Origin of the sequence: Vibrio sp. (genome assembly GCF_047973365.1) — a bacterium.
Classification (GTDB): Bacteria; Pseudomonadota; Gammaproteobacteria; order Enterobacterales; family Vibrionaceae; genus Vibrio.
The window spans coordinates 13973-39893 of sequence record NZ_JBKEBW010000104.1 but is presented as its reverse complement, the minus strand read 5'-3'; the positions used below and the strand labels follow the sequence as shown (position 1 = coordinate 39893).

Sequence of the window (25921 nt, the reverse complement as noted above, 5' to 3'; positions counted from 1 at the left end):
CTCGACTTGCATGTGTTAGGCCTGCCGCCAGCGTTCAATCTGAGCCATGATCAAACTCTTCAATTTAAGATTTTGTTTGGCTCAATGAATACTGACATTACATAAATGTAATGTTTGAATTGACTGTGCTGAGTCTTGCGACTCAATGGTCACTTCGTATCATTGAAACCTAGTTGATTCTTTAGAATCATCTTCGATTTTCATCAACGAGTGCCCACACAGATTGATAGGTTTAAATTGTTAAAGAGCTTTGCTTTGCAGAAGCTTTCTTCTCAAAGCGGAGGTGCATTCTAGCGAGATAACTGTCAGTGTCAAACACTTTTTCAATTTTTCTTTTTTAGAAGTCTGATCCTCTACCAACACCGGCTAAAGCCTTGTGACGTCTGCCGTGTCAGTGAGGTGGCATTATAGGGATCAAAATCACACTGGCAAGTATTATTTTGCAAAAAACACAGAAATAATGCTTAACAGGAGAAAACATTGCTAACGCTCTATTTATTCAACTTTACCCAGAAGATGGATACAGGTTATCCACAGAGTTATCCTTGAATCGATTTTAAAAAGCTATCTATGTCACAAGAAAAAAGCTGCGAACGCAGCTTTTTCTGTTAGTAAAGACAAAATGAACTAGCCAAGGTGTTCATTTTTCTTAGTTGTTATCTTCGTGAAGACCACATTCTCGCTTCAATCCAAAGAAACGGGTCTCTTCTTCTGCCATTCCCGGTTCCCATTTACGGGTTGTATGGGTATCGCCGACAGATAAGTAACCTTGTTCCCAAAGAGGATGGTAAGGAAGATCATTATCTTTTAAATAATAGTGGACATCTTTATTCGTCCAATCGATAACAGGAAGAAACTTAAACACTCCGTTTTGCAACGCTAATATCGGTAACGTGGCTCTCGATTGAGACTGCTCTCGGCGCAAACCCGAGAACCAAACGCCGACAGAGAGATCTTCTAAAGCTTTGCGCATTGGTTCTACTTTATTAAGGCGGTTGTATTGTTCTATGCCTTCTACACCCTGCTCCCAAAGTTTACCAAACCGCGCTTCTTGCCATGCTGGCGTCAGTTCAGACTTATAGATTTGCAAATTCAGATTCAAACACTGAGTTAACTCATCAATAAACTGATAGGTTTCTGGGAACAAGTAGCCTGTATCCGTCAAGACAACAGGCACATCAGCTTTAATACTCGATACAAGATGTAGCATTAAAGCGGCTTGAATACCGAAACTTGAAGATACTGCATGAGTGCCCGGCAAGTTTTCGAATGCCCATTGCACTCGCTCTTGGGCGGTTAAGCTTTCAAGGTAAGCATTAACTTCCGCAAGGCGAAGTGTTTGTTCCACTTTTGTCAGAACAAGCAATTCTGACAGATCAGGCACTTTGACAGTATCAGGCATAAAAGTCCCTCTTAGATACTACGACCTCTTGAATGATTCCTGCTCGGATAGTGAAATCACCAAAGCCTTCACCCGCTTCACGCTCTTTCGACCAGCGCTCCACTAGCTGATCGATCTCTTCTAAGATCTGTTGCTCCGTGATGTTCTCTTTATACATCTTAGGAATACGAGTACCGGCTCGGTTACCACCTAAATGTAGGTTATAACGACCAGGTGCTTTACCGACCAAACCAAGTTCCGCCAACATCGCGCGGCCACAGCCATTTGGACAGCCTGTGACTCGCAGTATAATGTTGTCTTCTTTTGGTAGATTATGTTTTGCGAGTATCCCTTCCACATCCGTGACAAAAGAAGGAAGAAAGCGTTCGGCTTCTGCCATGGCTAATGGACAAGTTGGGAACGCCACACACGCCATTGAGTTCTTACGCTGCTCGCTGACAGAGTCGTCCATTAAGCCATGTTCACGTGCGATTTTCTCAATCAGTTCTTTTTGATCTGCCGGTACACCCGCAACAATTAAGTTCTGGTTGGCTGTCATACGGAAATCGCCTTGGTGGATCTTAGCAATTTCAGCCACACCGGTTTTTAAAGGTTTACCCGGATAATCTAATAGACGGCCGTTCTCTATAAATAGAGAGAGGTGGAACTTACCGTCGATGCCTTCAACCCAACCGATGCGATCACCACGCTCGGTAAACTCGTAAGGACGGCTTGCCTCAAACTGAATTCCAGCACGCTTTTCTACTTCTGCTTTAAATACGTCAACACCAATGCGATCTAATGTATATTTGGTCTTCGCATTCTTACGGTTTGAACGATTCCCCCAATCACGTTGAGTTGTGACCACCGCCGCCGCTACATCTAGCGTTTTATCTAGCGGAATAAAACCAAAATCATCGGCGCGACGAGGATAAGTTGAATTATCACCATGCGTCATCGCCAGACCACCGCCCACCAACACGTTGAAGCCTACCAGCTTGCCGTTGTCGGCAATCGCGACAAAACTCAAATCGTTAGCGTGTACATCAATGTCGTTATGCGGAGGGATCACTACCGTTGTTTTGAACTTACGAGGAAGATAAGTACTGCCGAGAATAGGTTCTTCGTCGGTTGTTTCTACTTTCTCGCCATCTAGCCAAATTTCTGCATAAGCACGAGTTTTTGGTAACAAATGTTCACTGATCTTCGCAGCCCATTCATAAGCTTCCTGATGTAACTCAGATTCGACCGGATTAGAAGTACACAGAACATTACGGTTAACATCACCAGCGGTTGCAATAGAGTCGATACCGATACTATTCAATGTTTGGTGCATTAACTTAATGTTTGGCTTCAGCACACCATGGAACTGGAATGTTTGGCGAGTCGTTAGACGGATACTGCCATACATAGTGTGCTCAGTGGCGAACTTGTCGATAGCCAGCCATTGTTTGGGCTGAATAATTCCGCCAGGCATACGCGCACGGAGCATCACATTATGTAATGGTTCCAGTTTTTGCTTAGTGCGTTCATTGCGGATATCACGGTCATCTTGCTGATACATACCGTGGAAGCGGATCAGTTGGAAATTGTCAGCAGTAAATCCACCAGTGATGCGATCTTGCAGATCTTGCTCGATCGTACCGCGCAGGAAATTGCTTTCTCTTTTTAAGCGCTCGTTATCCGACAAAGGACCAAGCACTTCACCCAATACTTGCTGGATATTATTTTCGATCTTAGTGCTCATTAGTAGACATCCCTTTGGTAACGTTTCGCTTTACGCAGTTCATTTAAATACTCTTCAGCCTTTTCACGAGTCAGGCCGCCTTGCTGCTCAGCAACAATCACTAATGCTTCATGGACATCTTTCGCCATGCGTGTTGCATCACCACAAATATAAAGATAAGCGCCTTCTTGCAGCCATTGCCAAACTTGCTCTGCCTGTTCAAGAATACGGTGTTGTACGTAGACTTTTTCGTGTTGGTCGCGGCTAAATGCCACATCTAAACGACTCAAAGCACCTGACTTCAGGTATTTCTGCCACTCAACCTGGTATAAGAAATCTTGAGTAAAGGTACGATCACCGAAGAACAACCAGTTCTTGCCTTCTGCGCCACGATTATCACGTTCCTGAATAAAACTGCGGAATGGAGCAATGCCAGTGCCCGGACCAACCATGATGATCGGTGTAGAGTCATCCTGTGGCAGTTTGAAGTTGTTATTGTGTTCGATGAAAATTTTGACTTCATCGCCCTCTTCCAGTCTGCGACCTAAGAAGCTAGACGCTCCGCCTTGGCGAACGTCTTCACCTTGTTGGTATTCCACAATGCCGACAGTGAGATGGACTTCTTCTTCCACTTCAGACTGACTGGATGCAATAGAATAAAGACGAGGTGTTAAACGGCGTAGCAAAGAGACTAGCTCTTCAACTGACAGCTTGGTTTGCTTCTCTTTTAATACATCAATAATTTGAGTGTTTGATGAGTACTCACGAAGTTTATCTTTGTCTGCGACCAGAGCTTGTAGCTTTTCACTGCCCGATAGCTCAGCAAACTTAGTGATGAACTGAGGATTTGCCGCAGTGATTTCATATTTACTGACCAGAGCACTATGAATAGAGAGGCTTTCGCCATCAACATCCACGCTTTCAACGCCTGATAAACCTACAGCGCCAGCAACAGCGCTCGCCAGTTCCGAGCTGTTCTCATACCAAACACCTAACGCATCACCCGGTTGATAACTCAAACCAGAACCTTCAAGATCAATTTCGATATGGCGAACGTCTTTTCCTGAATCACGACCCGTGATTTTTTGGCTGGTCAGTAAGGTTGCTGTATAGGGATTTTGTTTGGTGTATTGAGAGTGCGAAGCCGCTGCCTGACCTACAGGTAACTGAACCACTTCGGCTTGAGTACTCGTAAGTGAAGCTTTCACCACTTCAAGAGCTTTTGCACGCCATTGCGCAGCTGGCTGATCGTAATCCACATCACAGTCAACTCGGTCGATAAAACGTTTCGCGCCTAATTTCTCGAGGAATGCATCAAAGTCTTTACCGATTTGGCAGAAAAACTCATAACTGGAATCACCTAAACCAATCACACCGTATTGTAAATTCGGTAATTTAGGCGCTTTCTTTGATTGCAGAAATTGGTGCAATTCCAGAGCGTTATCTGGTGCTTCACCTTCTCCGTTGGTGGACGCCACGAAAATAACGTGTGTCTCTTTGGCTAAGTCTTTGCCTTTGTAATCACTGGCATCAAACAGACGCACCGCAACACCTGCCGCTTGCGCTTCGTGCTCTAATGTTTCAGCCACCCCTTTAGCGTTACCGGTTTGTGAGGCATAGATAATCGTTAACTGACCAGACGCCGCCACAGATGAACCGGCAGCCTGAGCGAGCGGAGATGAAATAGCGACAGTTTGAGATTGACTCACCCCCCAAAGATAGCCGCTTACCCAAGCCAACTGTTGAGGTGTAAGCTGTGAAACCGTTTGTTGCAGTTGATTTAACTGCGAGTCATTGAGTGGGCCAGCTAATTGCGCCAGCTCTATGGTATTTCCTGAAGACATTGTCACGACTTCCTTATTCATTGCGTGACGATAGATTAACCACTCTCTCTAATAACAAGAAAGAATAGAAGAGAATGTTTTATAACTTTTTGGAAGTAAGAAGATGAAATTTCAATCTCAAATAGATTCAACTCTGACTTGTTTAAACCCTACCGCCATCGCGGATTTAGAGGCTAAGTCCAAATCGGCATAGTGGCACTCTTCGCCATTCGCGTTAGTGAGTAACACAAAGCCACCCGCTTGATGACGGAATTCCACTATCCATGCCCCTTCATGAGCAGAAGGCTCTATGATCGCTTCCACCAACATTTTTTCCCGATATAAATTTCTCAGTTCTGTGATTGTCATTCCCTATACTCTCACTTAGCTAAGTTCATTCAATAAGCATGGCTCAATAATGATGAAGTGCTAAATAACGATAAGAAATATTTCTTCTGTAACAAACGTAAAAAAGCCACGACAGGCGTGACTTTCTTTTTTAATACAACCGTTAAAACTTAAATTGAGTGCCAAGAAACCAACCGTCTGCAAACACATAAGACATTTCGTTATCAGGAGAAGCGGTCGCTAACTCCGTAAACTCAAGATCGATGACTCGATATCCACCACGGAAAGAAAGTTCGCCAGCAGATAAAGGAATGACATACTGAACACCTGCGATCACATCTGAACTTTTAACACCGTCGTTATCACCAAATTCAAACTGACCGATAATGTCAAAGTTGGAGTCTGGCACAGAAATTTCGGCATGGGCGTACCAGTTAAAGGTCAGATCATCAAACGAGTATTTTTGTCCATCTTTGGCTTGGTAATCACTGTTTGCATACTGAGTCAAAGCAATACCCGCATCAAACGTCATGAGCTCGCGATCGAGAAGATTGTAGTAAAAGGTGTAATCGTACTTATCGTAAGAAGCGTAATCCGCATCGAGATTAGTGTAACGAATACTCATGTTAGGCAAATAGGGCAATTGATGCTCTAGCGCCAAATTCAATACCGGCGAATTAGCATCATCACGGCGTGTATTATCAATTTTAGTGCTTGGGAACCACATATCGGCTGCGACGTTCACACTGACTAAAGAATCGGCACACCAAGCAGGAGACGAGCCTATTATGAGTAGAGAAGTAAATATGGCTACGATAGGTTTATTCATCCTATTTTTGCTCCAAAAATTTTCACTAGTGAATAGAGCTGATAGTAGCATATTCGCTATGCGGGAAAACGCCTATTAAACCGATTTAACGTGGCGCTTTCTCTCCCTGACGGAAGAACCATACAACAATAGCAATCACTAGTATCCACGGCAGTAGTTTCATTGCCATACCAAACATACCGAGCAGCAACAACACAAATAAAGACACACCAATAGCCGCAAACACGCTCATCAGTGTTAACCCGGTGACCAGCAAGGTGGCAATAAACACCAGTATAAAAATAATCTCGAACATGATTGATACTCCTTTTAGCGATACTTTTTCATCATGCGCCAGAAACATTAGCAGTATTTATTCCACGTTTTATCAACCGATAACTAATTGATTTTCAATAACAAAAAAAGCCAACAAATTTATCTTTGTTGGCTTTCATTATCAATAGAGGTAAAAATCACTAACTAGTGGTGAAATTTACACGCCTAATTCTTGATATGGGATTTTGGCTAAAGCAGCTTCGACTACCTCGATACCTGCGCCCTGCTTGTGTGCATTTTCACTGATATAGCGACGCCATTGACGAGCCCCCGGCATATTCTGGAACATACCCAACATATGGCGCGTAATATGACCAAGATAAGCGCCTTGCGATAACTGCTGCTCGATATATGGCAACATTTCAAAAATTACTTCAGAGCGTTTTTTCACTGCTGTATCCAAACCGAAGATTTGCTGATCCACTTGCGCCAGAATATAAGGGCTTTGGTAAGCTTCACGACCAATCATCACACCATCAAGATGCGCCAAATGCTGTTTGGCTTCGTCAAGACTCTTCACGCCACCATTAATGCCGATGTTTAAATGTGAGAAATCTTTCTTGATTTGATAAGCACGGTTGTAATCTAACGGTGGAACTTCACGGTTTTCTTTCGGACTGAGTCCACTCAGCCAGGCTTTACGAGCGTGAATAGTAAACTGTTCGCAGCCACCTTTCTCAGAAACAATAGTAATAAAATCGGTTAGGAACTCGTACGAGTCTTGGTCGTCAATACCAATACGTGTTTTTACCGTAACAGGAACATCAACCACCTCTTTCATCGCAGCTACGCAATCGGCGACCAACTGAGGCTCAGCCATTAAGCAGGCACCAAAACGACCATTCTGTACACGGTCTGATGGGCAACCTACGTTCAAGTTGATTTCATCATAACCACGCTCCTGAGCAAGCTTTGCACAGTGCGCCAAATCAACAGGATTTGAGCCACCTAATTGCAGCGCTACCGGATGTTCTTGCTGGTTATAAGCAAGAAAATCACCTTTACCGTGAATGATAGCGCCAGTGGTTACCATTTCGGTATACAGCAACGTTTGCGATGTCATTAAACGATGGAAGTAACGGCAATGTTTATCCGTCCAATCGAGCATGGGTGCTACGCTTAGGCGGTTAGCCTTGAATTTATTGGGATTCGTTGTTTTATCTAGGTTCATAAAGGATTTACTTACATTATATTTTACTGCAATTCACTTCAAAATGCGTTCTTTTGCTGTTTTCGGGTCGCCTATAGTTCACCTTTGTGAACACAAAAAGGTTCGCCTCATTCAATGCATTTTTACTAACAAGCAGGTTAACGATGGCTTCATACAGTATCCAATCCCGCACCCTAGCAAATGGTGAGAAACGCTATAAAGCAACCATCATATTCGGGCTATTGTATCATCAGCAGGAATATCGTTAATAAACATGCCATTACGCTTAAACCAATTATGATGACCAAGAATGTATTCTCGAATATCAAACCACCCTTTTGCTCCTACAATAACGGCACATAAAGAGCCGAATAATACCTCAAATAAACAATAGGTTATCTTTGCAGATTAGCGTTCATCTGTTACCGCGTGGAAATATTCTTTAAACTCGCCAATGTGCATAATAGGAAGCGCTCTACTTTTGAAAAAGGCGTACATGATCACAAGTAAATATGATCGTCAACTCGATCGTTCCAATCGTTCAAAAAACGTCCGCTATTTTGCCCTGCATAAAAAAGTACTAAGAATTAAATTTATTACATAGCTTTTCTAATTTAGACTGACTAGCTTTTCGTGGAAGGTTATTTCGAACATTACTTCTTTTCTGAGCTGCATCAATTCGGTCACCAAAATAACGCTTAAATATTTCGTATTGAGGTTTAGATTCCGGCTCAATTTCAAAGAAAGATAGCTTGCCATAAATAGAACAAAGCCAATCAGCACATTGAATGGTTTGATAAAGTTTACTATCTGCTTGAAGAGGTGCTTCAACCAGTTGGTACTTATCATGTTGATGCATTTCATATATTGCTTTTTTTACAATATTGGCTCGACTTTCATGATCATCCATAAAAATCAAAAATTGAGCATCTATTCCCTTGAACTCATTATCCAACCGTTTAATGACTTCCGACAAGCAACTTGTATATGTTCCAAGAGGGTTTGTTACATCTCCACCAATCCGCTTGGCTTCACCAACATAAAACAAAAAGCCATCATCTTGTGTAATTCTATTTATGATTCGATTCGTTGAACGAGTGACAAGCTGCGTGTATTTCTGTAGGTTATTGACCGTATATTGCTTAGACCCTTTTTTCTCCCAAGTGGACAACTGAAAGACTTCCCCTTTTTCTTTAGCTTTTCGCCTTGCCTCAGGGATGTCATAACCATCAAATAAACTTTTTTTTAAGTTAAAGAAAAAAGATGAGAAAGCTCTTACTTTGTTGGCAGGTAAAACAAAACCACCCAAACCAAATGCAGGATGTGTTTTATGCGTAGCATGATCATGTGAGATATAGGGACCAATATGACCAAATTCGTCAAGATAAACAATGTACAGGCAATTATTCATAAATTACTTCTTATAAATACACGGAAGCCCAACACATAAATGTCGGGCCCCGGAAACAGCAGTAATAGAATGTTTCTACTACTTCTGTGTGTAATATAGTAAAGATAGCGCGATGAGTCAATATGAGTAGCGTTCAGTTGCCACGTAGCGATAGAGATTAAAATGTAAGTATATTCAATTTTATCTACTTCTTAAACTTACTCACCTTATCACACACAGTCTCTGCAGTTTCTAACGTCAACGCTGTTGGGTGCTTACTCTTCTGCACCATCTTCAGTTCCTTCAATAACGGTGTTTGTAGCCAAAATAGAAACCGGGATAAGAACTAAAGCGACAATAAATGCGAACATAAACCTTTGTTCTTTCTTCTCTGCGGCTTCCAATTCTGACTTAATTTTCCCGTCAAACTCCTTCGCCAACCCAAGACCCTATTAAATCACTGTACCGTACCAGTACCATTAAAAATGACGGGTGAATAAAGAACCCAATCACCAAATTTTATGCAACAACCCTTCAACATCAGAGTAAGACGGATGCTTAGGATTAGTCGTCGTACAAATATCGTGAAGAATATTATTGGTCATCGTTGAGATATGTGACATGTATTTGTGTTCATCGATGTTTAATTCTTGAACTCGGCTTGGAATATTTAAATAAGCATTAAGATCCACAATTGCTTTCAGTAGAGAAGCGGTACCTTCATCCATAGATGCGGATGCTAGCCCAAGGCTGTTCGCTATTTGCTGATAACGAGTGCAAGCATTGAAGCTGTTAAATTCAACCACATAAGGCAATATTACCGCATTCGCTACACCGTGCGGAATATGAAAAAGACCACCTAAGCTGTGAGCAATACTATGCGTAATTCCTAGACCACTATTATTAAAAGCCATACCTGCCATACAAGATGCAATCAACATTTGCTCTCTTGCTTCCATATCTTCACCATTCTGATAGGCGCGCGGAAGATACTTAAAAACAATTTTAATTGCCGTTTCAGCGTAAATAGAAGTGAATAGGTTAGACTCATTAGAAACATACGCTTCAATCGCATGAGTTAACACATCCATTCCGGTGGCTGCGGTAACGGATGGAGGCATTGTTCTGGTAAACCTTGCATCGAGTATTGCTTGATCTGGAATAAGACTTTCATCTTGCAAAGGAATTTTTAGATCATTCTTTTTGTCTGTAACAACTGAGATAGAGGTAACTTCCGAACCTGTACCGCTCGTTGTTGGTACTGCAACGAAGAAGGGAGATACACGTGTTAAATCAGCATGACAGGCAAAATACTTAATCGCCTTAGCTGCATCAATCGCTGAGCCACCACCGATAGCAACAATCATATCGGCTTCACTTTGCATAAAAAGGTGAGTACCAAGAGTAATTGTATCTAGAGACGGATCAGCCTCAACTTGATCAAAAATAGTAGATTGAACACCAAATGATAAGTTACTTTTTACTTGCTCGACAAAACCAGTTTTAGCAATAAAGGCATCCGTTACAATAAAGGCATGTTTACCTGGCAAATGATTAAGATTATCCAAAGCATGCTTTCCGTAACATATCTTTGTTTTTCCATAGAAATCGGTCATAAATTTCTCCTAAAACATTTAAACCATGCTAACGATTTCTTACGCCTTAAATTAAAAATGAAGGTTGTATTTCATTATCTAAATACAACCTCAAAAGTAATACCTAGGCTATTGAGGTTTACATCGTGTTATCTAAGTAGCAGTGAAACTACTTATTGCACTTAGGTAATACTTTTTCTACTTCATGATGAGGACGAGGGATCACATGAACACTGACAAGCTCACCTACTTTATTTGCCGCCGCAGCACCAGCGTCAGTTGCCGCTTTCACAGCACCAACATCGCCACGAACCATAACAGTAACCAAACCGCTACCGACTTGCTCGCGCCCCACTAATTCTACGTTTGCAGATTTTACCATTGCATCAGCGGCTTCAATCGCACCAACTAGACCTTTAGTTTCAACCATACCTAAAGCATTCATATGCTATTCTCCTACGTTATTCACCGAATTTTGACGAAATATTAAGTTTATTTATTGATTGATTTTCTTAACCATTCGACAACTGATCGCTTGTAACTGATTGCTATCAGTGACACCAAAGTCTTGCTTCAAGACTGCCGCTATCGAATAAAACAATTTTTCGTTGTCGCCCGTTGCGACTTGTTCAATACAGCGATCGCAAACACAATCTGTTGAACATGACGTAGCTGGTTGCGACTTATCAGACGTTGGTAATGAACCACGCTTAATTGTCACACCTCTTCGACTCAATTCGTCTTTTGCCAACGGGGTTAAAATAATCGTGCCATCTAGATACAAGCTATTGCTGTCGACACAAATGTGTTCATCTAGATTATTTAACTCAATCAGTGTTTTTTTCATCTTTCTCTCACACCTATTATCGCGTTAACTAGCTCTGGTTCTGGACGAGCAAGTACTGTGGATTCTATGTAGTTCGCGCCTAAAAATTCTTTAGTGATCTGGTCTGCTTCCTCAACAGATGCTAATTCGCCACTGAAGATGAAATAAGATTTACCGCAAATCCCCAATCCAGCGACAAAGCGAACTAAATTAATACCAGCATTTTTTACCGCAACATCTGCCGCTGCTACGCCTGCTGATACTGTACTCGCCTCAACAAAACCAATCGCTTTCCCCGATTCAATGGGTAATCTTTTTTTCAACACTTTAACCAGTTGTTCGGAAATACCCGAAATAACAAAACTTCCGGTAAGTTTGCTTGCTAAGCGAGCATGACCAACGGCCATCTCAACATCAGAGCGAGTCCCTGAGACAAAAATCAGATATCGACCAGAACAAATGGTTGACGCTTTAACTAACTCAACCTCAGCGATTTTGAGCATTTCATCCGCAAGCCTTACGCCCGAAGCAATAGTTCTTGTCTCAACAACGCCGAGAGTATCCATTTATCACTCCGAAATAACTTGAATTTCATCAATGATACCGACAATTGCGGCATCAACTGGTGCGTCAGCATTTTTTATCGCCATACGCGCCGAGCTACCCATCACGACTAAAACTCGGTCACCACTACCAGCACCAACACAGTCAACCGCAATGAAACTTTTCTTATTGTCAGGCACAACAGGATCCTGATATCTAACAACCATAAGTTTTAGACCATTAAGAGAGTTCTCTTTACGAGTAGCCCAAACATTACCAATCACTTCACCTACGATCATAATATGTTCACTTATAGCTTTTTATGCATTTCAATATTGTTCAATCGGGCATGATCCATTGCTAAAGGAGTCACGATACTGTTCTTAGTTAGATGCATCTCCTTAGCACCACTATTGATTGCATCAGCCACCTCGTTTTCAGAGATCAACTGCTGCCAATATCGTGCAACAGGCTCAGGATCTGGTTTGAAAGGAACCAATCCGAAAGAAGTTAAAACCTGTTCATAATGCAAATACACTTTATACAATTCTGAAGAAGCCTTTTTCTCATATGCTTTATAGTCATAATCGAGAACTTCAACTTTGACGCCAGTCAGAAGTAGTTGTAACACGACTTCACTTAAAGGACTTTTGGCTTGCCCTTGTGCTAAATCAGCCATGTCAATGCATGACAAACGAGGAATGATATAGCGATCAGCATCTTGACATGATTGACCGCTACTCCAGAACTCCATAGAAACGTCTTTATTAGCAACACATTGGGCAATACGTTCTTGCAATGCCTCTGAATGTGAGTCAAATACCATGATCTTGAAGGCGTTTTTTGCTAAACACTCTTGTCGCAATTGAGTAAGAACTCGCCTTACAATCGTTTCAACTAAAACATCGGAATCCATAACACTCCCCTACTGAACAACTAGACTAAGAAGCCATCACTGGATTTTTTAGCAATAATTTTTCCCGTCGTTTTATTGTTCCAACACATACTGTTACCTTCATCAATATCGACATGCATCGCCAAGGCAAATTCATCACTGACACGGACCAAAACTTCTTCAAGGATTAATGCGCGCTCACCTTCTAAACGAACACTCACTACATCTTTGTCGACAACACCAAAACGTTCAGCATCTTTGCTGTTCATATGAATATGTCTAGCGGCAACAATGACGCCTTCTGCCATACCGACAACACTATTTTGTGAAGCCAGAATGACACCTGGAGTACCTTGGATATCGCCAGACTGACGAAGTGGTGCCTTAATACCTAGAATACGAGCATCTGCTTTTGAAATTTCTACTTGAGAGTTTTTTCGTGCAGGACCAAGAACCGCAACATTATCAAGAACGCCTTTAGGACCAATTAAACGAACACGTTCTTCACATAAAAATTGCCCTGGTTGTGACAATTCACGTACTTTGGTCAATGGGTGACCAAATAGCTCTTGAACATCGTGCTCACTTAAATGAACATGTCTTGCTGAGATTTCTACAGGAATAGTATAATCAGAACCTGAGCTAACAAGTGGTTGAGACGACAACGTAGTCAACATCAATTCAGGTTGCTTGGTCACATATGAGTTTTCACTCACATCATAAGCAATGCGACGAATGTTCATCAGGTGCATTGGGGTCACATTGTCTGATGTTGAACTCCCACCCACCGCACCACAACCTAAAGTCAAAGATGGGAATAAATTGGTTGATAAACCCACTGCACCATGCGTTGATGGGGTGTTGACGAGCATACGTGATACTGGCTTTCTCAAACCAAAGGCACAAATTACCGCTTCATCTTTAGAGTGAATGGCTAATGAGTGACCGATACCGCCGTTGTGCAGTAGTTGAGTTGCGAGCTCACACGCCTCATTCCAATCTTCAACTGTGTAGTAACCCAATAACGCGGTTAATTTCTCTTTAGAGAATGGGTGCTTTGGACCAACGCCTGGCTCTTCACCAATCAACACGCGAGTACCCATTGGAATACTAATGCCGACTAAATTGGCAATGTATTGTGCATCTCGTCCAACTATAGCTGGGTTCATTGAACCGTCTGGACGTTCCATTACGGTCTTCACTTTTTCAAGCTCAGCCCCTTGCAGGAAGTAACCGCCTTGGGCTTTTAGCGCTTCTCTTACCTGAGCATCAATCACTCTATCAGTAATAATCGCTTGCTCTGAGGCACAAATCGTTCCGTTATCGAACGTCTTACTTGCCATGATTTTGCTCACAGCGTCTTGAACATCAGCGGTACGTTCGATGTACACAGGAACGTTACCGGCACCCACACCGAGCGCAGGCGTACCAGAGCTGTATGCCGCCTTCACCATAGCCGGTCCACCCGTCGCTAGGATAAGGTCAACCTTACGCATTAACTCGCCACTGCCTTCAATGGTCGGAATGCTCATCACGCTAACGAGGTTTTCACTCACACCGCACGCGTTTAGAGTGCTGCGGATAAGTGCAACGGTTTCACCAATGCATTTTTTTGCACTTGGGTGCGGTGTAAAGATAATAGCATTGCCTGATTTTAAGGAAATTAGGGATTTATAAATCGTCGTTGATGTCGGGTTAGTTGAGGGCACAATGCCAGCGATGACACCAATAGGCACAGCCACTTCAATGATTTTTTTTGATACATCATTGTTGATAACGCCGATGGTTTTCATCCCTTTGATGGCGGTGTGAAGCTTTTCACTGGCTAAGATATTTTTTGTGGTTTTGTCTTCAACCTTACCAAATCCGGTTTCTTCTACCGCAAGACGAGCGAGTGAATTTGCTTGTGCTTGAGCTGCTTTGGCAATGGTTTCAACAATGGCATCAATACGCTCTTGACCAAGCTGAGCAAATTCTTGCTGTGCAGTACGAGCAGAAGTCACTAATGCTCGTGCTTCTTGGATCGACAATAGATCTTTATCTACCATTATCTATTCCCTTTATTATTTTGATTTTCACGTAAAATGTTAATTAGCTCTTTTTTGGTCGCTTTATCGATATTCACCGCATCTAATCCGGATAAATTTTTGACGATTTTACGTAAGCTAACTAGGTTCATTTTTTGTAATTGGGTGAGAGTGTAACCAACCTCATTTTGTTGATTGATACTGGCTTTAACTGGAGCAGCTTCGGTTTCATTATTGATATTAACCGAAGTCTGTTCTGTCACCTCCGCGCTATCTTGATCTGGAAAATCGACTGCCTCGCCCTTTGTTTCTACATTTGGTTCTTTTTTACTATCTTCTTTGTGACTATGTTCTTGTTCGCTTGTTGACGCTGGCACAATTGTCGAGCTTGGCATTACCGAAATGATTTTGTCTAATGACGTACTTGGTCTTGCAATAACGTGTTTTGAAACCAACAAACTTTCGTTCAGACGATGCACTGCAAGCGTTGCAGCCTCTATTGCAGCGGTCACCGCAGAGACTTCACCAGTGACCGTCATCGTAATCAAACCACCTGTCGCATTGCTTTTATCTAACAGACTGACGTCTGCGGCTTTTAACATGACATCAGCAGCTTCAATCGCAGCCAAAAGCCCTTTTGTTTCAATCATTCCAATAGCATTCATCATACTTCCCTTAGGCGTTTACAACACCATTAGTGTGAGACAACCGATACTTGGAGCTCATGTTGTTGAAGATAGCTTTCGATGGTTGATAACTCTTGGTCAGTCAATTTTGCAAAATCATCAAAGCGGTATTCCCAACCAAGTTGTTCGTATTTATGAACACCCATGCGGTGGTAAGGTAATAAATCAATACCCTTAAAATTTTTGTAATCTTTATACGGGGATAAAAACTCAACTAAAGCTCGCAGGTTTTCCTCGCCATCGTTAACCCCTTTAATCAATGGGATACGGATTTTGACATTCTGCTTGTTATCCAATAGCCATTTTAAGTTATCCAATATCATTTCATTGCGAACACCAGTAAAACGATGATGCTCTTCAGGGTTCATATGTTTGACATCGTATAAAAAAAGATCTGTATGCTCGGCGGCTCTAACAATGACTTCTCGTTTTGCATAACCACAAGTTTCTATCGCAGTGTTAATGCCGGAATATTTGCACGTTTCAAGCAGGTTGATGGCAGCCTCAGGTTGCATTAGAACTTCACCACCACCTAAAGTCACACCACCACCGCTATGATAGAAATGACGATCTTCTTCAATGATATCAAGAAGCTCTGTCATGCTCTTTTCCTCTCCCATTAGCGCTAAAGCATTCGTTGGACAAACATCAACACACCTGCCACAACCGTTGCAGTTACTATCAGTGATTTTATGCTCTAGCGTGATAGGGTCGAGATAATGTGTATCAGTTGGGCACACTTCAACACACATACGGCACTGGGTACACAAATCTTCTTTGAACAGAATTTGATAATGATAATTCTGTCCTTCAGGGTTCGCGCACCAATCACAACGTAGCGGGCACCCTTTAAAGAAAATAAGCGTTCTTACTCCCGGACCGTCATACATATTGTATTTTTGAATATTAAAAATACGTGCTTTTCTTTCTATCATGATGGTGCAAATTCTTCCTAAAGCGCACTCCTGCCGAAAAACGACAGGAGTGTAGGTTGATTAAAAACCGCGTAATACTGTACGGCTGATAATTTCATCTTGTACGTCTTTACATAACTCGACGAAGAAAGCACTGTAACCAGCGACTCGAACAACCAAATCACGATATTTTTCTGGGTGTTTCTGAGCTTCAAGCAATACATCGTTATCAAGATAGTTAAATTGCATTTCACCGTTACCAAGCATGCTAGCAGTGCGAAGCAAGGTAATGATGCCATCCTCACCTTCACGAGTATCAAGCAGACCAGACATCAGTTTAAAGTTATGTACCATACCGATGTTCATGTAATCATTTTCCATCTTAGATACGGATTTAATAATGGCTGTTGGTCCTTTAAAATCAGCACCTTGAGTTGGACTGATACCATCAGAAAGTGGTGCCCATGCTTGACGACCATTCGCAGATGCGCCTAACAATTGACCAAATGGCGTATTATTAGAAATAGATAACGTACCGTGGCTTAGTACTGAATAAAGTGTTTTGAATTTACGGTGCTCGGTTTCAGTGAAGTAAACAAGATCAGTCGCGATATAATCCGCATAGTCATCATCGTTACCATATTTAGGTGCGGCCAGACAGTCAGCTTTTATTTGTTCATAGCCAACAAAATCTGCTTTAAGAGCTTGGTTAAGTTGCTCCAAAGTGTATTTTTTGTCATCAAACACGAGTTTTTTAATTGCAGCCATCGAGTCGGTATATGTTGCAAGACCACTCCATACAACCCCTGGACCAAAGTTGTACATAGCGCCACCTGCAGAAACATCGCGACCGGATTCCATACAACCTTCGTACAACATTGACATCAACGGTTTTGGTGCATAATCACGATGAACTTTTTGCGAAATAACGGTCGCCACACTAGTCCATTTAGTGATGTACTTGATCTGTTCTTTGACTGCGAGATCAAATTTTTCGTAAGTGTCATATTGGCTTAATGGTCCTAGATCTGGACAAACTTGTTTACCGTACCACTGAGGAACACCGCCATTAAGCACCAATTCAATACAAATCGGCCACTGGGTATAACCCGTTGATGTCCATTGGTAAAGACGACCAGACTTTTGCGGTTCAACACATCCCATCAAACAGTAATCGCGCGCATCTTCCATCGAGACACCTTTAGAAAGCATCATCTTTATATGTGCGTCATCAAAGTGCACAGCAGGGAATCCCATACCTGCACGAATTACATCGACGATCTTACGCAGATATTTTTGTGGAGATTTGTTATTAACACGAGCAGCGAGTGTTGGTTGATAAATTTTCACATGGCGGACGGCATCCATAAGCAAATAAGTTAGCTCATTGGTAGCATCACGACCTTCACGCGTAATACCGCCGACACACATGTTAATGAATGGTTGATACCCAGCGAAGAACTTAGACTGACCTTCACTTGTCAGCCACATCATCTCTGACATTTTGACTAGCATACAACCTGCAAGATCAAACGCTTCGTACTCTGTCATACGTCCGGATTTAAGATCTGCCATGAATAAGTCATACATATATTGGTCAACACGACCAATTGACATACCCGTTTGGTTTTCTTCAACCACTAAAAGTGATTCAATTGTCCATACGGCTTGAATCGCTTCCCAGAAGGTTTCTGGACGGTGAGCAGGCACACGAGCATTCACTTCAGCAATGCGTTGTAGCTCAGCTTTTCTGCGTGGATCGGATTCTTTTGCTGCTAATTGGCTTGCGTATTCAGATAAGCGTTTCGCGTAAACCATTACCCCTTCAGCCGTCTCAATCACGGACTTGTAGAAATAGATTTTTTCAACATCATCAGGATTGAGGTAGTCAAGCTCATCCAACTTCTCTTGTGCTTCACGTTGGATATCTAACATGCCTTTTTTCATGACAATGACATCATAGCCTGGGTTTGAATCGCCACCACCGCTCGTTGCATGATAAGAACAATCTGAAACATAAGACTCTCCAGACAGCTCCCAAAGACCAGCTTCGCGGTATAAACCTTCACAGTACTCATCAACTGAGCGTGATTCCCAATAAGGGAAAATCGTTTCTAACAGCTCTTTTTTATCGTCTTCTGATAAATAAAATGGGTCTTGTGGACGAGTACCGATAGTATCGATCTCATCACGTAACCAACGCCATGAAATATCCGGAGAGAAACAACCTGAACGCGGAGCACCACACGGAGCACCAACGATCAATTCATTGTCTTGGATAACTAGAGGTGCGGTTTGACAGTTACGTAGGAAACTTTTACTGCGCAATAGAATTGGTGGCATGCCCACATTTTCTTTATAAACGTCAGTAATAATACGCGCACGATTAATACTAATAGATGGTACATGTTGTAAAAATTTCTCTTTTAATTTCACATGTCTATCAGTCGGACCATCCGGAATGTCTTTACTAACAGGGGCAACCATTGGATTCGAAGCGACCATCGGCTCAGAAAATGCCTCTTTAGCAACATTTTCAAAAATTTTCTTTAGCGAACTGCGGTCTGCATCTGATAAATTTTTTGTAGCTTCTTCAAGCTTATTAGCAAAATCCAGAAGATCCATAATCTGTCACTCTCACGTTAAATTTAGTCTTATTTATTCATAACTTTCATTGCAATCATCTACTATTAGAACTAATTACTTTGCATCATTCTAATTGCGTTTTGAATAACTCTTTGTAGAGCATCAATAGAATCATCATTATATAAAACTGGTGTTTGTGTTGATGATTCAGCTTCTTTTATTAATGATTCGGTATCTATTTTCCTAACCCCATAACCTACTTTTCTTATATAAATTAAATTACGTGGTGATATATTATCTGCCGTTATACCTTGACCATAAAATCTATTTGCCAATGATAATGATGGTGTCAAGTTGGTAGTTAAACCAATACCACCAAAAGAAGCTGCTGTATTAACTAACAGCCTTCCCACGGCTTTTTTCAAAGCAAAAAGACCAATAACTTTTTCATCATTAGAATGAATCGTTAGTGTGTGGGCATGACGAACATGAAGTAAAAGTTCAATACATTTTTCACATGCATTTTGCCAATCTTCTTCAACATAATAAGCCACAACTGGAGCTAATAATTCCTTGGAGTAAGGATCATCTTTAGCCACATATTTGCGTTCAGCAACTAAAAGGCGAACATTATCAGGAACCAAAATATTCGCTCTGCTTGCTAGCTGTTTAGCGGAGACACCAACCATACCAGGTCTATGTCTACCTGTTTCAGAAAAGAGCAGATGAGCTAAGGTATATGACTCTTCTTCGGTCATAAAATACGCGCCTTGTGCCTGCAATAGTGAACGAACTTGAGGTTCAATACACGATTCAACAATGACCGAATGCTCAGCTGCTGGTGCAATGCCATGATCAAACGCTTTACTATTCACAATATCTTCAACAGCCTGAGCAACATCGGCCGTGCGTTCAATAAAGGCTGGACCATTACCAGTTCCACTATAAATAACAGGTTTACCAGAACGACGTCCAAGTTCAACCATGCCAGGAACACCAGTCAACAGTAATAGTGCTGCATTCGGATGGTTTAGTAGTTCTCTTGTTCCATCTTTTGTTACCGTATTCATATAGGCAATAGAGCCAACGGGTAATCCGGCATTTTCTGCGGCTTCAATCATGCAATCAAGCGCGGCTTTAATACAGTTGCTTGCGTGAGGATGAGGAGAGAAAACAATACTATTACCTGACTTGATAGCCATTAATACTTTATTGATAGTGGTCGACACGGGACTGGTCACTGGACACAAACCAACTAACACACCAAAAGGCACACCAATATCCATTGTGCGTAGCTGCTCATCTTTAGCGATAACACCAACGCATTGAATTGAACGCAAGTAAGCCAGAACTTGTTGAATAACAAATTGATTTTTCTTTACTTTATCTTGCCAACATCCATAACCAGTTTCTTCAAAAGACAGTTTAGCTAAACGTTCAACGTGTTTTGAGACACTAGCAGCCATGACTTCAACAATGTTATCAAGTTTTTCTTGAGAAAATGCCGCTAACTCTTGTTGTGCGTTAGCTGAATTTTCCATAAGAACTCTTGATTCTTGTATGGAAAGAAGATCCTTATCCATTATCATGATCTGTCCTACCTATTTGGTCAGTAGTTTTATGGTTTTGAATTTAAGATAAACGTATCATTTCCCTTTAGGGGAAGGTCAACATAAGCAATATTCAATATATAAAAAATGTTAACTGAAACAGCTTAGATAATTAATTTCATCTAATAAATTACAATTATGTTCTAGTCATTGATACGCCGTCGTATTTCAGTTTATTAATAAAGTAACCGACAACTTCTTGAACGGCAGTTTCAACACTTGACACATCACCAGTAATAATAAGTGAACCTGCTGAACCATCTAAAAAACCAATGTTAACTGCCGCAGTTTTTGTGGCGACATCAGCTGCAATGATTGCACCTTCACATGGTGTGATATTCAAAATCCCAATGGCATTACCTTTTTCCTTATTTATATTTAATATAGAAAAAAGTTCAGGCTGTGGGTTTGAAATAACATGCGCCAGAGTTATTTGTTTCCCTGGTACATGTTCTTGAATTATGCGTTGTTTTATTTCTTCATACATATGAATAACTTCGATCCAGAACTAACTCGTTCTTAAACAAGATATTTATGTAAATCTTTACTTGGTGCAGGAATCACCACATGACTCAATACTGGGCCAGAATCGCCAACGCCAGCAACACCTGTTTGTACTGCCGCTTCCACAGAGGCTAAATCGCCAGACAAGATGACATAAGCTTTACCAGCTAGACCTGCTGCAAAGCGAATTTCAAGCACCTGAACATCGGCAGATTTGACTGCTGCATCCGCGGCAATAATACATCCAACACAGGTATAAACTTCGATAACACCAATCGAATTCATTTCTTCACAAGTTGATACTCCTTGAAGTGCAGTTCCAACAGCAGAATGAACATGTGGGATAACAAAGCTATCCACGACCATAGCAGAACCGATGAAACACCCAGAGTCAACACTACTTGTCACTGCCGATGTGTCACCAGTAACCACAATGAGGTAACGGCCAGGACATGTTGTTTTTGCCATAATAAGTTCTACATTTGCCGCTTTAATCATGGCATCAGCAACTTGAATACCTACAGCCACACTGTTTAATTCAACACAACCGATCGCTTGCAATTGCATAGAGTCCTACCTATTACTTATTGATTGTTACTACATTATTTTTTATCGAAGAGACCACTCCAGAAATACTCGCATGTACTCTTGCGCCCATACTTGCTTCTGGAATATCACCGATACATTGCCCTTTTTCTACTCTATCGCCCTCTTTCACAAGGCAGACTGCAGGAGCTCCAATATGTTGAGCCAGAGGTATGGAGACTTGTTCAGGGATGAGAATGCCACCATCAATTGTGCCCACATCGAATTTTTCTAGATCAAGGCGTTGAATAAGACGTTGTGTTGGAACCCGGCGACTAGTTCTAAATGGATGAGCCGATCTTTGCTCACCTCTGAGATCTAAGCGAACACCATTCTCTCGTAATGTCTTTTTAATTTGCGCGTTCAATTCACGTGGAGAAAGACCTAGCGGACAAGCAAACTTTTCACAAACGCCACACTCAGAGCAGAGCAATGCTTTATGCGCTTCTTTGTTGTTCACGACATCTTCAATATTGTGAGCATTGATTCTTGTGAGTTTGTGTGGATTAATATCGTGCCCTAACAAGTAGCGAGGACAAAGCTCAGTACATAATGAACATTGACAACACATAGAGGTTGTCATCTTGCGTACCTGATTGGCAGGCATGATTTTTCTTGCAACAACAGTGTGTTCTGGTGGAAGAACTAAAATTCCACTGGTTGTTTTAGTGATAGGTTGATCAACGTTTGTTAATATTCGTCCCATCATTGGACCACCATCCACGACAACATAATTATCAATTGTCGCACCACCGGCATGTTTAATGACATCAGAAGCCTTTGTTCCAACAGATGCCCGCACAACCATAGGTGTTTTCACTGCACCAAAAACAGTGAGATAACGATCAGTCACTGACTGACCATCAAGAGCTAAACCAATGTTATAGAAGGTTTCAACATTACTAACGACGGCACCAACGTGAAGAGGTAAACCACCTTGTGGAATAGTCCTGCCCAATACTTCATGGACCAATACGTGCTCATCACCGATTGGATAAAAATTCTCTAACTCACAGATTTCAATACGTGGGTCAGCAAATTCTGCCACTGTAGTGCGTATCGACTTTAATGCTTCTTTATGCTTCGCTTTCAAACAAACAATGCCACGGTTAGCTCCTGTAGCATTTAACATCGCAGCAACACCTTTCAACATTAGTGTTCCGGCATTTTCGATAAGGTATGGGTCACTCATTAACAGAGGCTCACAAGAAGCGCCATTAACTAGAACTGTATCAACCGTCGCTTGAGCCTTTATATGAGAGGGTAAACCAGCGCCACCACCACCAACGATGCCAGCATTTTTGATAATATTGATAATATCGTTTTTGTTCATACTCTACCTTCGAGGGCTTACATAATATTTACACAATTTGACGATTAATTACTTACACAAAATATGTTACTAAATGGTTAATTTAATTTTACTATCTGTATCAAATAACTTAATAACAGCGTTCTTTTACAATTAACAATTTATTATTTTTCGCTTTGAAAAATTAATTCGCAATGAGAATAATTAATTAACGTCAAATTTTTACTCATGTCCCATATTATGGTGTAAGTAATTTCCTTCAATAAAGTAAATTACTCAGGTAACAAATTATCGATATTGTATAAGTTAGCTATTTTTTCTAGTTCTGGGTGAGGAGAAGGGATAACTACTGAACTATATACTTTGTTACCCATATTTTCTACAGCACGAACCCCGGCTTCAACGGCAGCAATACAAGCAGATACATCACCTTGAACAAGCACGGAAATATATCCCGAAGCAACGTTTTCATAACCAATAAGCTCTACATCCGCAGATTTAATCATTGCATCTGCAGCTTCGAGAACCAGTACGATACCAAATGTTTCAATCAAACCTAAAGCCTTAGGGCGACGGGTTGTTTCGTCTTGAGGATTGTCGATTGAAACACCATGAACAGAGACAATTTTTCCAATTGGTTTGATTGGACGCGGCATAGTATTCGATGCAGTCAACTCACCGATGCTACTTGCGGCATTTGCACCAGCAGAAACGGCAGCCTCAACAGCGGAAACATCACCTTTAACCATAACGGTAACCAGTGTAGAACCGATATTTTCATATGCTACAAGATTTACATTAGCTGTCTTGAGCATAGCATCAGCACCATAGATAGCAGGAACCATTCCTAGCGTTTCTATAAGACCTAGAGCTTCTTCACCTTGATATTTAATGGAACCTGCCATTTATTTATACCCCGTATAAATTATCTTGACGAAATAAAATGATTCACCAAACAGAATAAGATTCCCCTTAAGGGGAAGGTCAATTTATTTTAATTAAATAGTTCTAATTCGTTGACAACGAGCATATTTCAAATAAAAAAACCACTAATTATTATGATATTAATCACAAAAAACCAGTTAGATTAAATTTATTTAAATTTAAATATATCTCGTGATTATTATCACAAACGTTGTTATTTATCATTGAAGACTATGAATACAAGCATATTATCAAACCGTATTTAAGACTATTGCTCATAAATACTGAATTATTCATTACAAAAGGTCTGAAAACTAAACTATCAATGATTGATACATTTTGTAGGTTTTTCCCTATTTCCATATAAGAAATTATCTTACTTTATTTTTATGATAGTCATAGCAACTCATTTTAAATCCAGACCAGTAGAATACTTCTAAGTATCAACCTCCACATATTGAATGAATACATCTCAAATACATTCATGTGTTAAATCTAGATGACGTATTTAAAAAGAGGAAATTGATTACATGGAACAAACAAATATACTAACTGATACCCCCAATAACTCAGCTGAGCAAGCTGAACTGAAGATGAGAAATAGCTTTCGTAACAAAGGTATTTCTGTCGCCCTAACTTCTGGTCTTTCATATGGTTTTTATACCGCCTTTATGACTCTTGCTATGTCGATGGGTATTTGGACCGTTTGGTATGGAGATAATTCTGGTCTCACTCTATTTGCAACTACATATCTACTTGCAGCGATTGGTGCGGCACTCACAGACTCCGCGAGTGCAATTTGGGCATTAATTATTGCTGGAGCACGTGGTCGCTTAAGTGATTTTGCTCGCTCGATTAAAACTAAACCAGGTAAGGTCTTGGTTATGTCAGCAATTATTGGTGGTCCACTAGCCAGTACCGCTTATGTTGTTGGTCTGCAAATGGCAGGTTCAATTGTTGTTCCGATCAGTGCTCTTTGTCCTGCTATTGGTGCAATTTTAGCTCGAATCATTTTCAAACAAGAGCTATCGCCACGGATGATACTTGGTATTGTCATCTGCTTTGGCGCTAGTGTGCTTATCGGTGGTACAGCTGGTCTCGATACTGATTCATCTTCAACAGTCATGCTCGGCATCTTCTTTGGCTTTGTTGCTGCGCTTTTCTGGGGTATCGAAGGCTGTGTTGCAGGCTACAGTGTCTCGATGGTTGACCCTGAAATCGGTATCACTATTCGTCAAGTCACTTCAGGTTTGACTAACCTTGTGATTTTAGTCCCTCTCTTTGGTCTGATTGGCGGTGAAAATGGTCCTGCAATGGTATTCCAAGCGTTAACCGACTTCCAATCTATGCCTTATTTCGTCCTTGCTGGTTTAGCGGCTTATGGCGCATTTATGTTCTGGTACAAAGGTAATGCAATGTGTGGTGCCGCTCTGGGGATGGCATGTAACGGCACATTCTCCTTCTGGGGACCTTTCTGCTGCTGGATTGTGATTGGTGTAATGTTCGGTATTGCTGGCTGGGAGATGGCTCCTATTGCTTGGTTTGCAGCACTACTGATGGTCGTTGGTATTTTTATCATCGCTATGAACCCAATGGATCTATTCAAAAGCAAAAAGGATAACAACCAATGAAACCACTAAACTTTGCAATACTTAAATATTTCACCAAAGTTGACAAAGCGAGCACGGCTGAAGTAATGGCAACACTAAGTTCAGAATATGGGGCATTTAAAGCTTTCACTAAAAAAGACATTTTAGAAGCCTTACTTACCGCAGAAGCTAACGGCTTAATTGAAGGTGTAGGTAGCAAGTTTGATGAGGATAACGAGCTATTATTATACTTCAGAGCACATGAAGAAGGTAAACAAACGATAAATCGTTATATACATGATTAGATAAAGGCAATAAGGGAGTATTGTAAAATACTCCCTTATCTATTCTAGATTCAAAGAG

Annotated in this window: 26 protein-coding genes, 1 rRNA gene and 2 pseudogenes; 2 read left to right on the top strand and 27 right to left on the bottom strand. The window is 41.2% G+C overall.

Translation table 11 applies throughout. From position 1 onward, the window contains the following. The 27 genes and pseudogenes from ACK5MF_RS13740 to ACK5MF_RS13610 all read right to left on the bottom strand — a co-directional run. Positions 1–66 (bottom strand): 16S ribosomal RNA (locus ACK5MF_RS13740); the annotation flags it as partial. 583 nt (positions 67–649) lie between these two features. Beyond that, positions 650–1402, bottom strand: coding sequence for a phosphoadenylyl-sulfate reductase (locus tag ACK5MF_RS13735; RefSeq protein WP_416923142.1), 753 nt, complete (start codon positions 1400–1402; stop codon positions 650–652). Next, entirely contained in the window at positions 1395–3128 is a 1734-nt protein-coding gene (gene cysI / locus ACK5MF_RS13730; RefSeq protein WP_416923140.1) for an assimilatory sulfite reductase (NADPH) hemoprotein subunit, read from the bottom strand. Before cysI ends, ACK5MF_RS13735 begins: the two co-directional genes overlap by 8 nt. Then, complete coding sequence (locus ACK5MF_RS13725; RefSeq protein WP_416923138.1) at positions 3128–4972, bottom strand: assimilatory sulfite reductase (NADPH) flavoprotein subunit; 1845 nt, start codon at positions 4970–4972, stop codon at positions 3128–3130. The genes cysI and ACK5MF_RS13725 overlap by 1 nt, the downstream gene beginning before the upstream one ends. Before the next feature lie 96 nt (positions 4973–5068). Then, on the bottom strand, positions 5069–5299 hold the full coding sequence (locus ACK5MF_RS13720) for a hypothetical protein (protein WP_416923136.1): 231 nt from the start codon (positions 5297–5299) through the stop codon (positions 5069–5071). 142 nt (positions 5300–5441) lie between these two features. After that, positions 5442–6107, bottom strand: coding sequence for a TIGR04219 family outer membrane beta-barrel protein (locus ACK5MF_RS13715; protein WP_416923134.1), 666 nt, complete (start codon positions 6105–6107; stop codon positions 5442–5444). An 85-nt stretch (positions 6108–6192) separates the two neighbouring features. Further along, positions 6193–6402 carry an envelope stress response protein PspG gene (gene pspG / locus ACK5MF_RS13710; protein WP_416923132.1) on the bottom strand — a complete coding sequence of 70 codons (210 nt, stop codon included), beginning with the start codon at positions 6400–6402 and terminating at the stop codon, positions 6193–6195. A gap of 177 nt (positions 6403–6579) precedes the next feature. Then, entirely contained in the window at positions 6580–7593 is a 1014-nt protein-coding gene (gene dusA / locus ACK5MF_RS13705) for a tRNA dihydrouridine(20/20a) synthase DusA (protein ID WP_416923130.1), read from the bottom strand. Between the two features lie 210 nt (positions 7594–7803). Beyond that, positions 7804–8034 (bottom strand): annotated as a pseudogene (locus tag ACK5MF_RS13700) (transposase family protein); the annotation flags it as partial. Positions 8035–8152: 118 nt separating this feature from the next. Beyond that, positions 8153–8983, bottom strand: a complete 831-nt coding sequence (locus ACK5MF_RS13695) for a DUF3800 domain-containing protein (RefSeq protein WP_416923128.1) — start codon at positions 8981–8983, stop codon at positions 8153–8155. 254 nt (positions 8984–9237) lie between these two features. Beyond that, the gene (locus ACK5MF_RS13690; RefSeq protein ID WP_416923127.1) at positions 9238–9402 is read right to left on the bottom strand and encodes a hypothetical protein; all 165 of its coding nucleotides are present in this window, start codon (positions 9400–9402) and stop codon (positions 9238–9240) included. Between the two features lie 69 nt (positions 9403–9471). Continuing rightward, positions 9472–10578: a 1-propanol dehydrogenase PduQ gene (locus ACK5MF_RS13685; RefSeq protein ID WP_416923124.1), complete on the bottom strand. Its 1107-nt coding sequence runs from the start codon at positions 10576–10578 to the stop codon at positions 9472–9474. Positions 10579–10726: 148 nt separating this feature from the next. Then, a complete protein-coding gene (eutM, locus tag ACK5MF_RS13680) occupies positions 10727–11002 on the bottom strand; it encodes an ethanolamine utilization microcompartment protein EutM (RefSeq protein ID WP_416923122.1) in 276 nt (91 codons plus the stop codon). Positions 11003–11053: 51 nt separating this feature from the next. Continuing rightward, a complete protein-coding gene (locus tag ACK5MF_RS13675) occupies positions 11054–11404 on the bottom strand; it encodes a hypothetical protein (protein ID WP_416923120.1) in 351 nt (116 codons plus the stop codon). After that, positions 11401–11949 carry a BMC domain-containing protein gene (locus tag ACK5MF_RS13670; RefSeq protein ID WP_416923119.1) on the bottom strand — a complete coding sequence of 183 codons (549 nt, stop codon included), beginning with the start codon at positions 11947–11949 and terminating at the stop codon, positions 11401–11403. The genes ACK5MF_RS13675 and ACK5MF_RS13670 overlap by 4 nt, the downstream gene beginning before the upstream one ends. Positions 11950–11952: 3 nt before the next feature. Then, positions 11953–12225 carry a EutN/CcmL family microcompartment protein gene (locus tag ACK5MF_RS13665; protein WP_416923117.1) on the bottom strand — a complete coding sequence of 91 codons (273 nt, stop codon included), beginning with the start codon at positions 12223–12225 and terminating at the stop codon, positions 11953–11955. An 11-nt stretch (positions 12226–12236) separates the two neighbouring features. Then, the gene (locus tag ACK5MF_RS13660; protein ID WP_416923115.1) at positions 12237–12842 is read right to left on the bottom strand and encodes a hypothetical protein; all 606 of its coding nucleotides are present in this window, start codon (positions 12840–12842) and stop codon (positions 12237–12239) included. Between the two features lie 20 nt (positions 12843–12862). Next, positions 12863–14869, bottom strand: a complete 2007-nt coding sequence (locus ACK5MF_RS13655) for an acetaldehyde dehydrogenase (acetylating) (protein WP_416923113.1) — start codon at positions 14867–14869, stop codon at positions 12863–12865. Then, positions 14869–15513, bottom strand: a complete 645-nt coding sequence (locus tag ACK5MF_RS13650) for a BMC domain-containing protein (protein ID WP_416923111.1) — start codon at positions 15511–15513, stop codon at positions 14869–14871. The genes ACK5MF_RS13655 and ACK5MF_RS13650 overlap by 1 nt, the downstream gene beginning before the upstream one ends. 29 nt (positions 15514–15542) lie before the next feature. Further along, entirely contained in the window at positions 15543–16469 is a 927-nt protein-coding gene (gene cutD / locus ACK5MF_RS13645) for a choline TMA-lyase-activating enzyme (RefSeq protein ID WP_416923109.1), read from the bottom strand. Positions 16470–16529: 60 nt separating this feature from the next. Beyond that, on the bottom strand, positions 16530–19073 hold the full coding sequence (gene cutC, locus ACK5MF_RS13640; protein ID WP_416923107.1) for a choline trimethylamine-lyase: 2544 nt from the start codon (positions 19071–19073) through the stop codon (positions 16530–16532). Between the two features lie 71 nt (positions 19074–19144). Then, positions 19145–20617 carry an aldehyde dehydrogenase family protein gene (locus tag ACK5MF_RS13635; protein ID WP_416923105.1) on the bottom strand — a complete coding sequence of 491 codons (1473 nt, stop codon included), beginning with the start codon at positions 20615–20617 and terminating at the stop codon, positions 19145–19147. A gap of 163 nt (positions 20618–20780) precedes the next feature. Continuing rightward, positions 20781–21131: a BMC domain-containing protein gene (locus ACK5MF_RS13630; protein ID WP_416923103.1), complete on the bottom strand. Its 351-nt coding sequence runs from the start codon at positions 21129–21131 to the stop codon at positions 20781–20783. A gap of 32 nt (positions 21132–21163) precedes the next feature. Further along, positions 21164–21715 (bottom strand): BMC domain-containing protein, encoded by a 552-nt coding sequence (locus ACK5MF_RS13625; RefSeq protein WP_416923101.1) that lies wholly within the window; start codon positions 21713–21715, stop codon positions 21164–21166. 13 nt (positions 21716–21728) lie between these two features. Beyond that, positions 21729–23066: a 4Fe-4S dicluster domain-containing protein gene (locus ACK5MF_RS13620; protein WP_416923099.1), complete on the bottom strand. Its 1338-nt coding sequence runs from the start codon at positions 23064–23066 to the stop codon at positions 21729–21731. Between the two features lie 251 nt (positions 23067–23317). Further along, positions 23318–23647, bottom strand: coding sequence for a BMC domain-containing protein (locus ACK5MF_RS13615; protein WP_416923144.1), 330 nt, complete (start codon positions 23645–23647; stop codon positions 23318–23320). A 102-nt stretch (positions 23648–23749) separates the two neighbouring features. Then, positions 23750–23860: pseudogene (locus tag ACK5MF_RS13610) on the bottom strand (BMC domain-containing protein); the annotation flags it as partial. A gap of 639 nt (positions 23861–24499) precedes the next feature. Between ACK5MF_RS13610 and ACK5MF_RS13605 the strand changes: the two are divergent. Both ACK5MF_RS13605 and ACK5MF_RS13600 read left to right on the top strand, forming a co-directional pair. Continuing rightward, the gene (locus tag ACK5MF_RS13605) at positions 24500–25600 is read left to right on the top strand and encodes a hypothetical protein (RefSeq protein ID WP_416923097.1); all 1101 of its coding nucleotides are present in this window, start codon (positions 24500–24502) and stop codon (positions 25598–25600) included. Next, positions 25597–25863, top strand: a complete 267-nt coding sequence (locus ACK5MF_RS13600) for a hypothetical protein (protein ID WP_416923095.1) — start codon at positions 25597–25599, stop codon at positions 25861–25863. Before ACK5MF_RS13605 ends, ACK5MF_RS13600 begins: the two co-directional genes overlap by 4 nt. Positions 25864–25921: the final 58 nt, after the last annotated feature.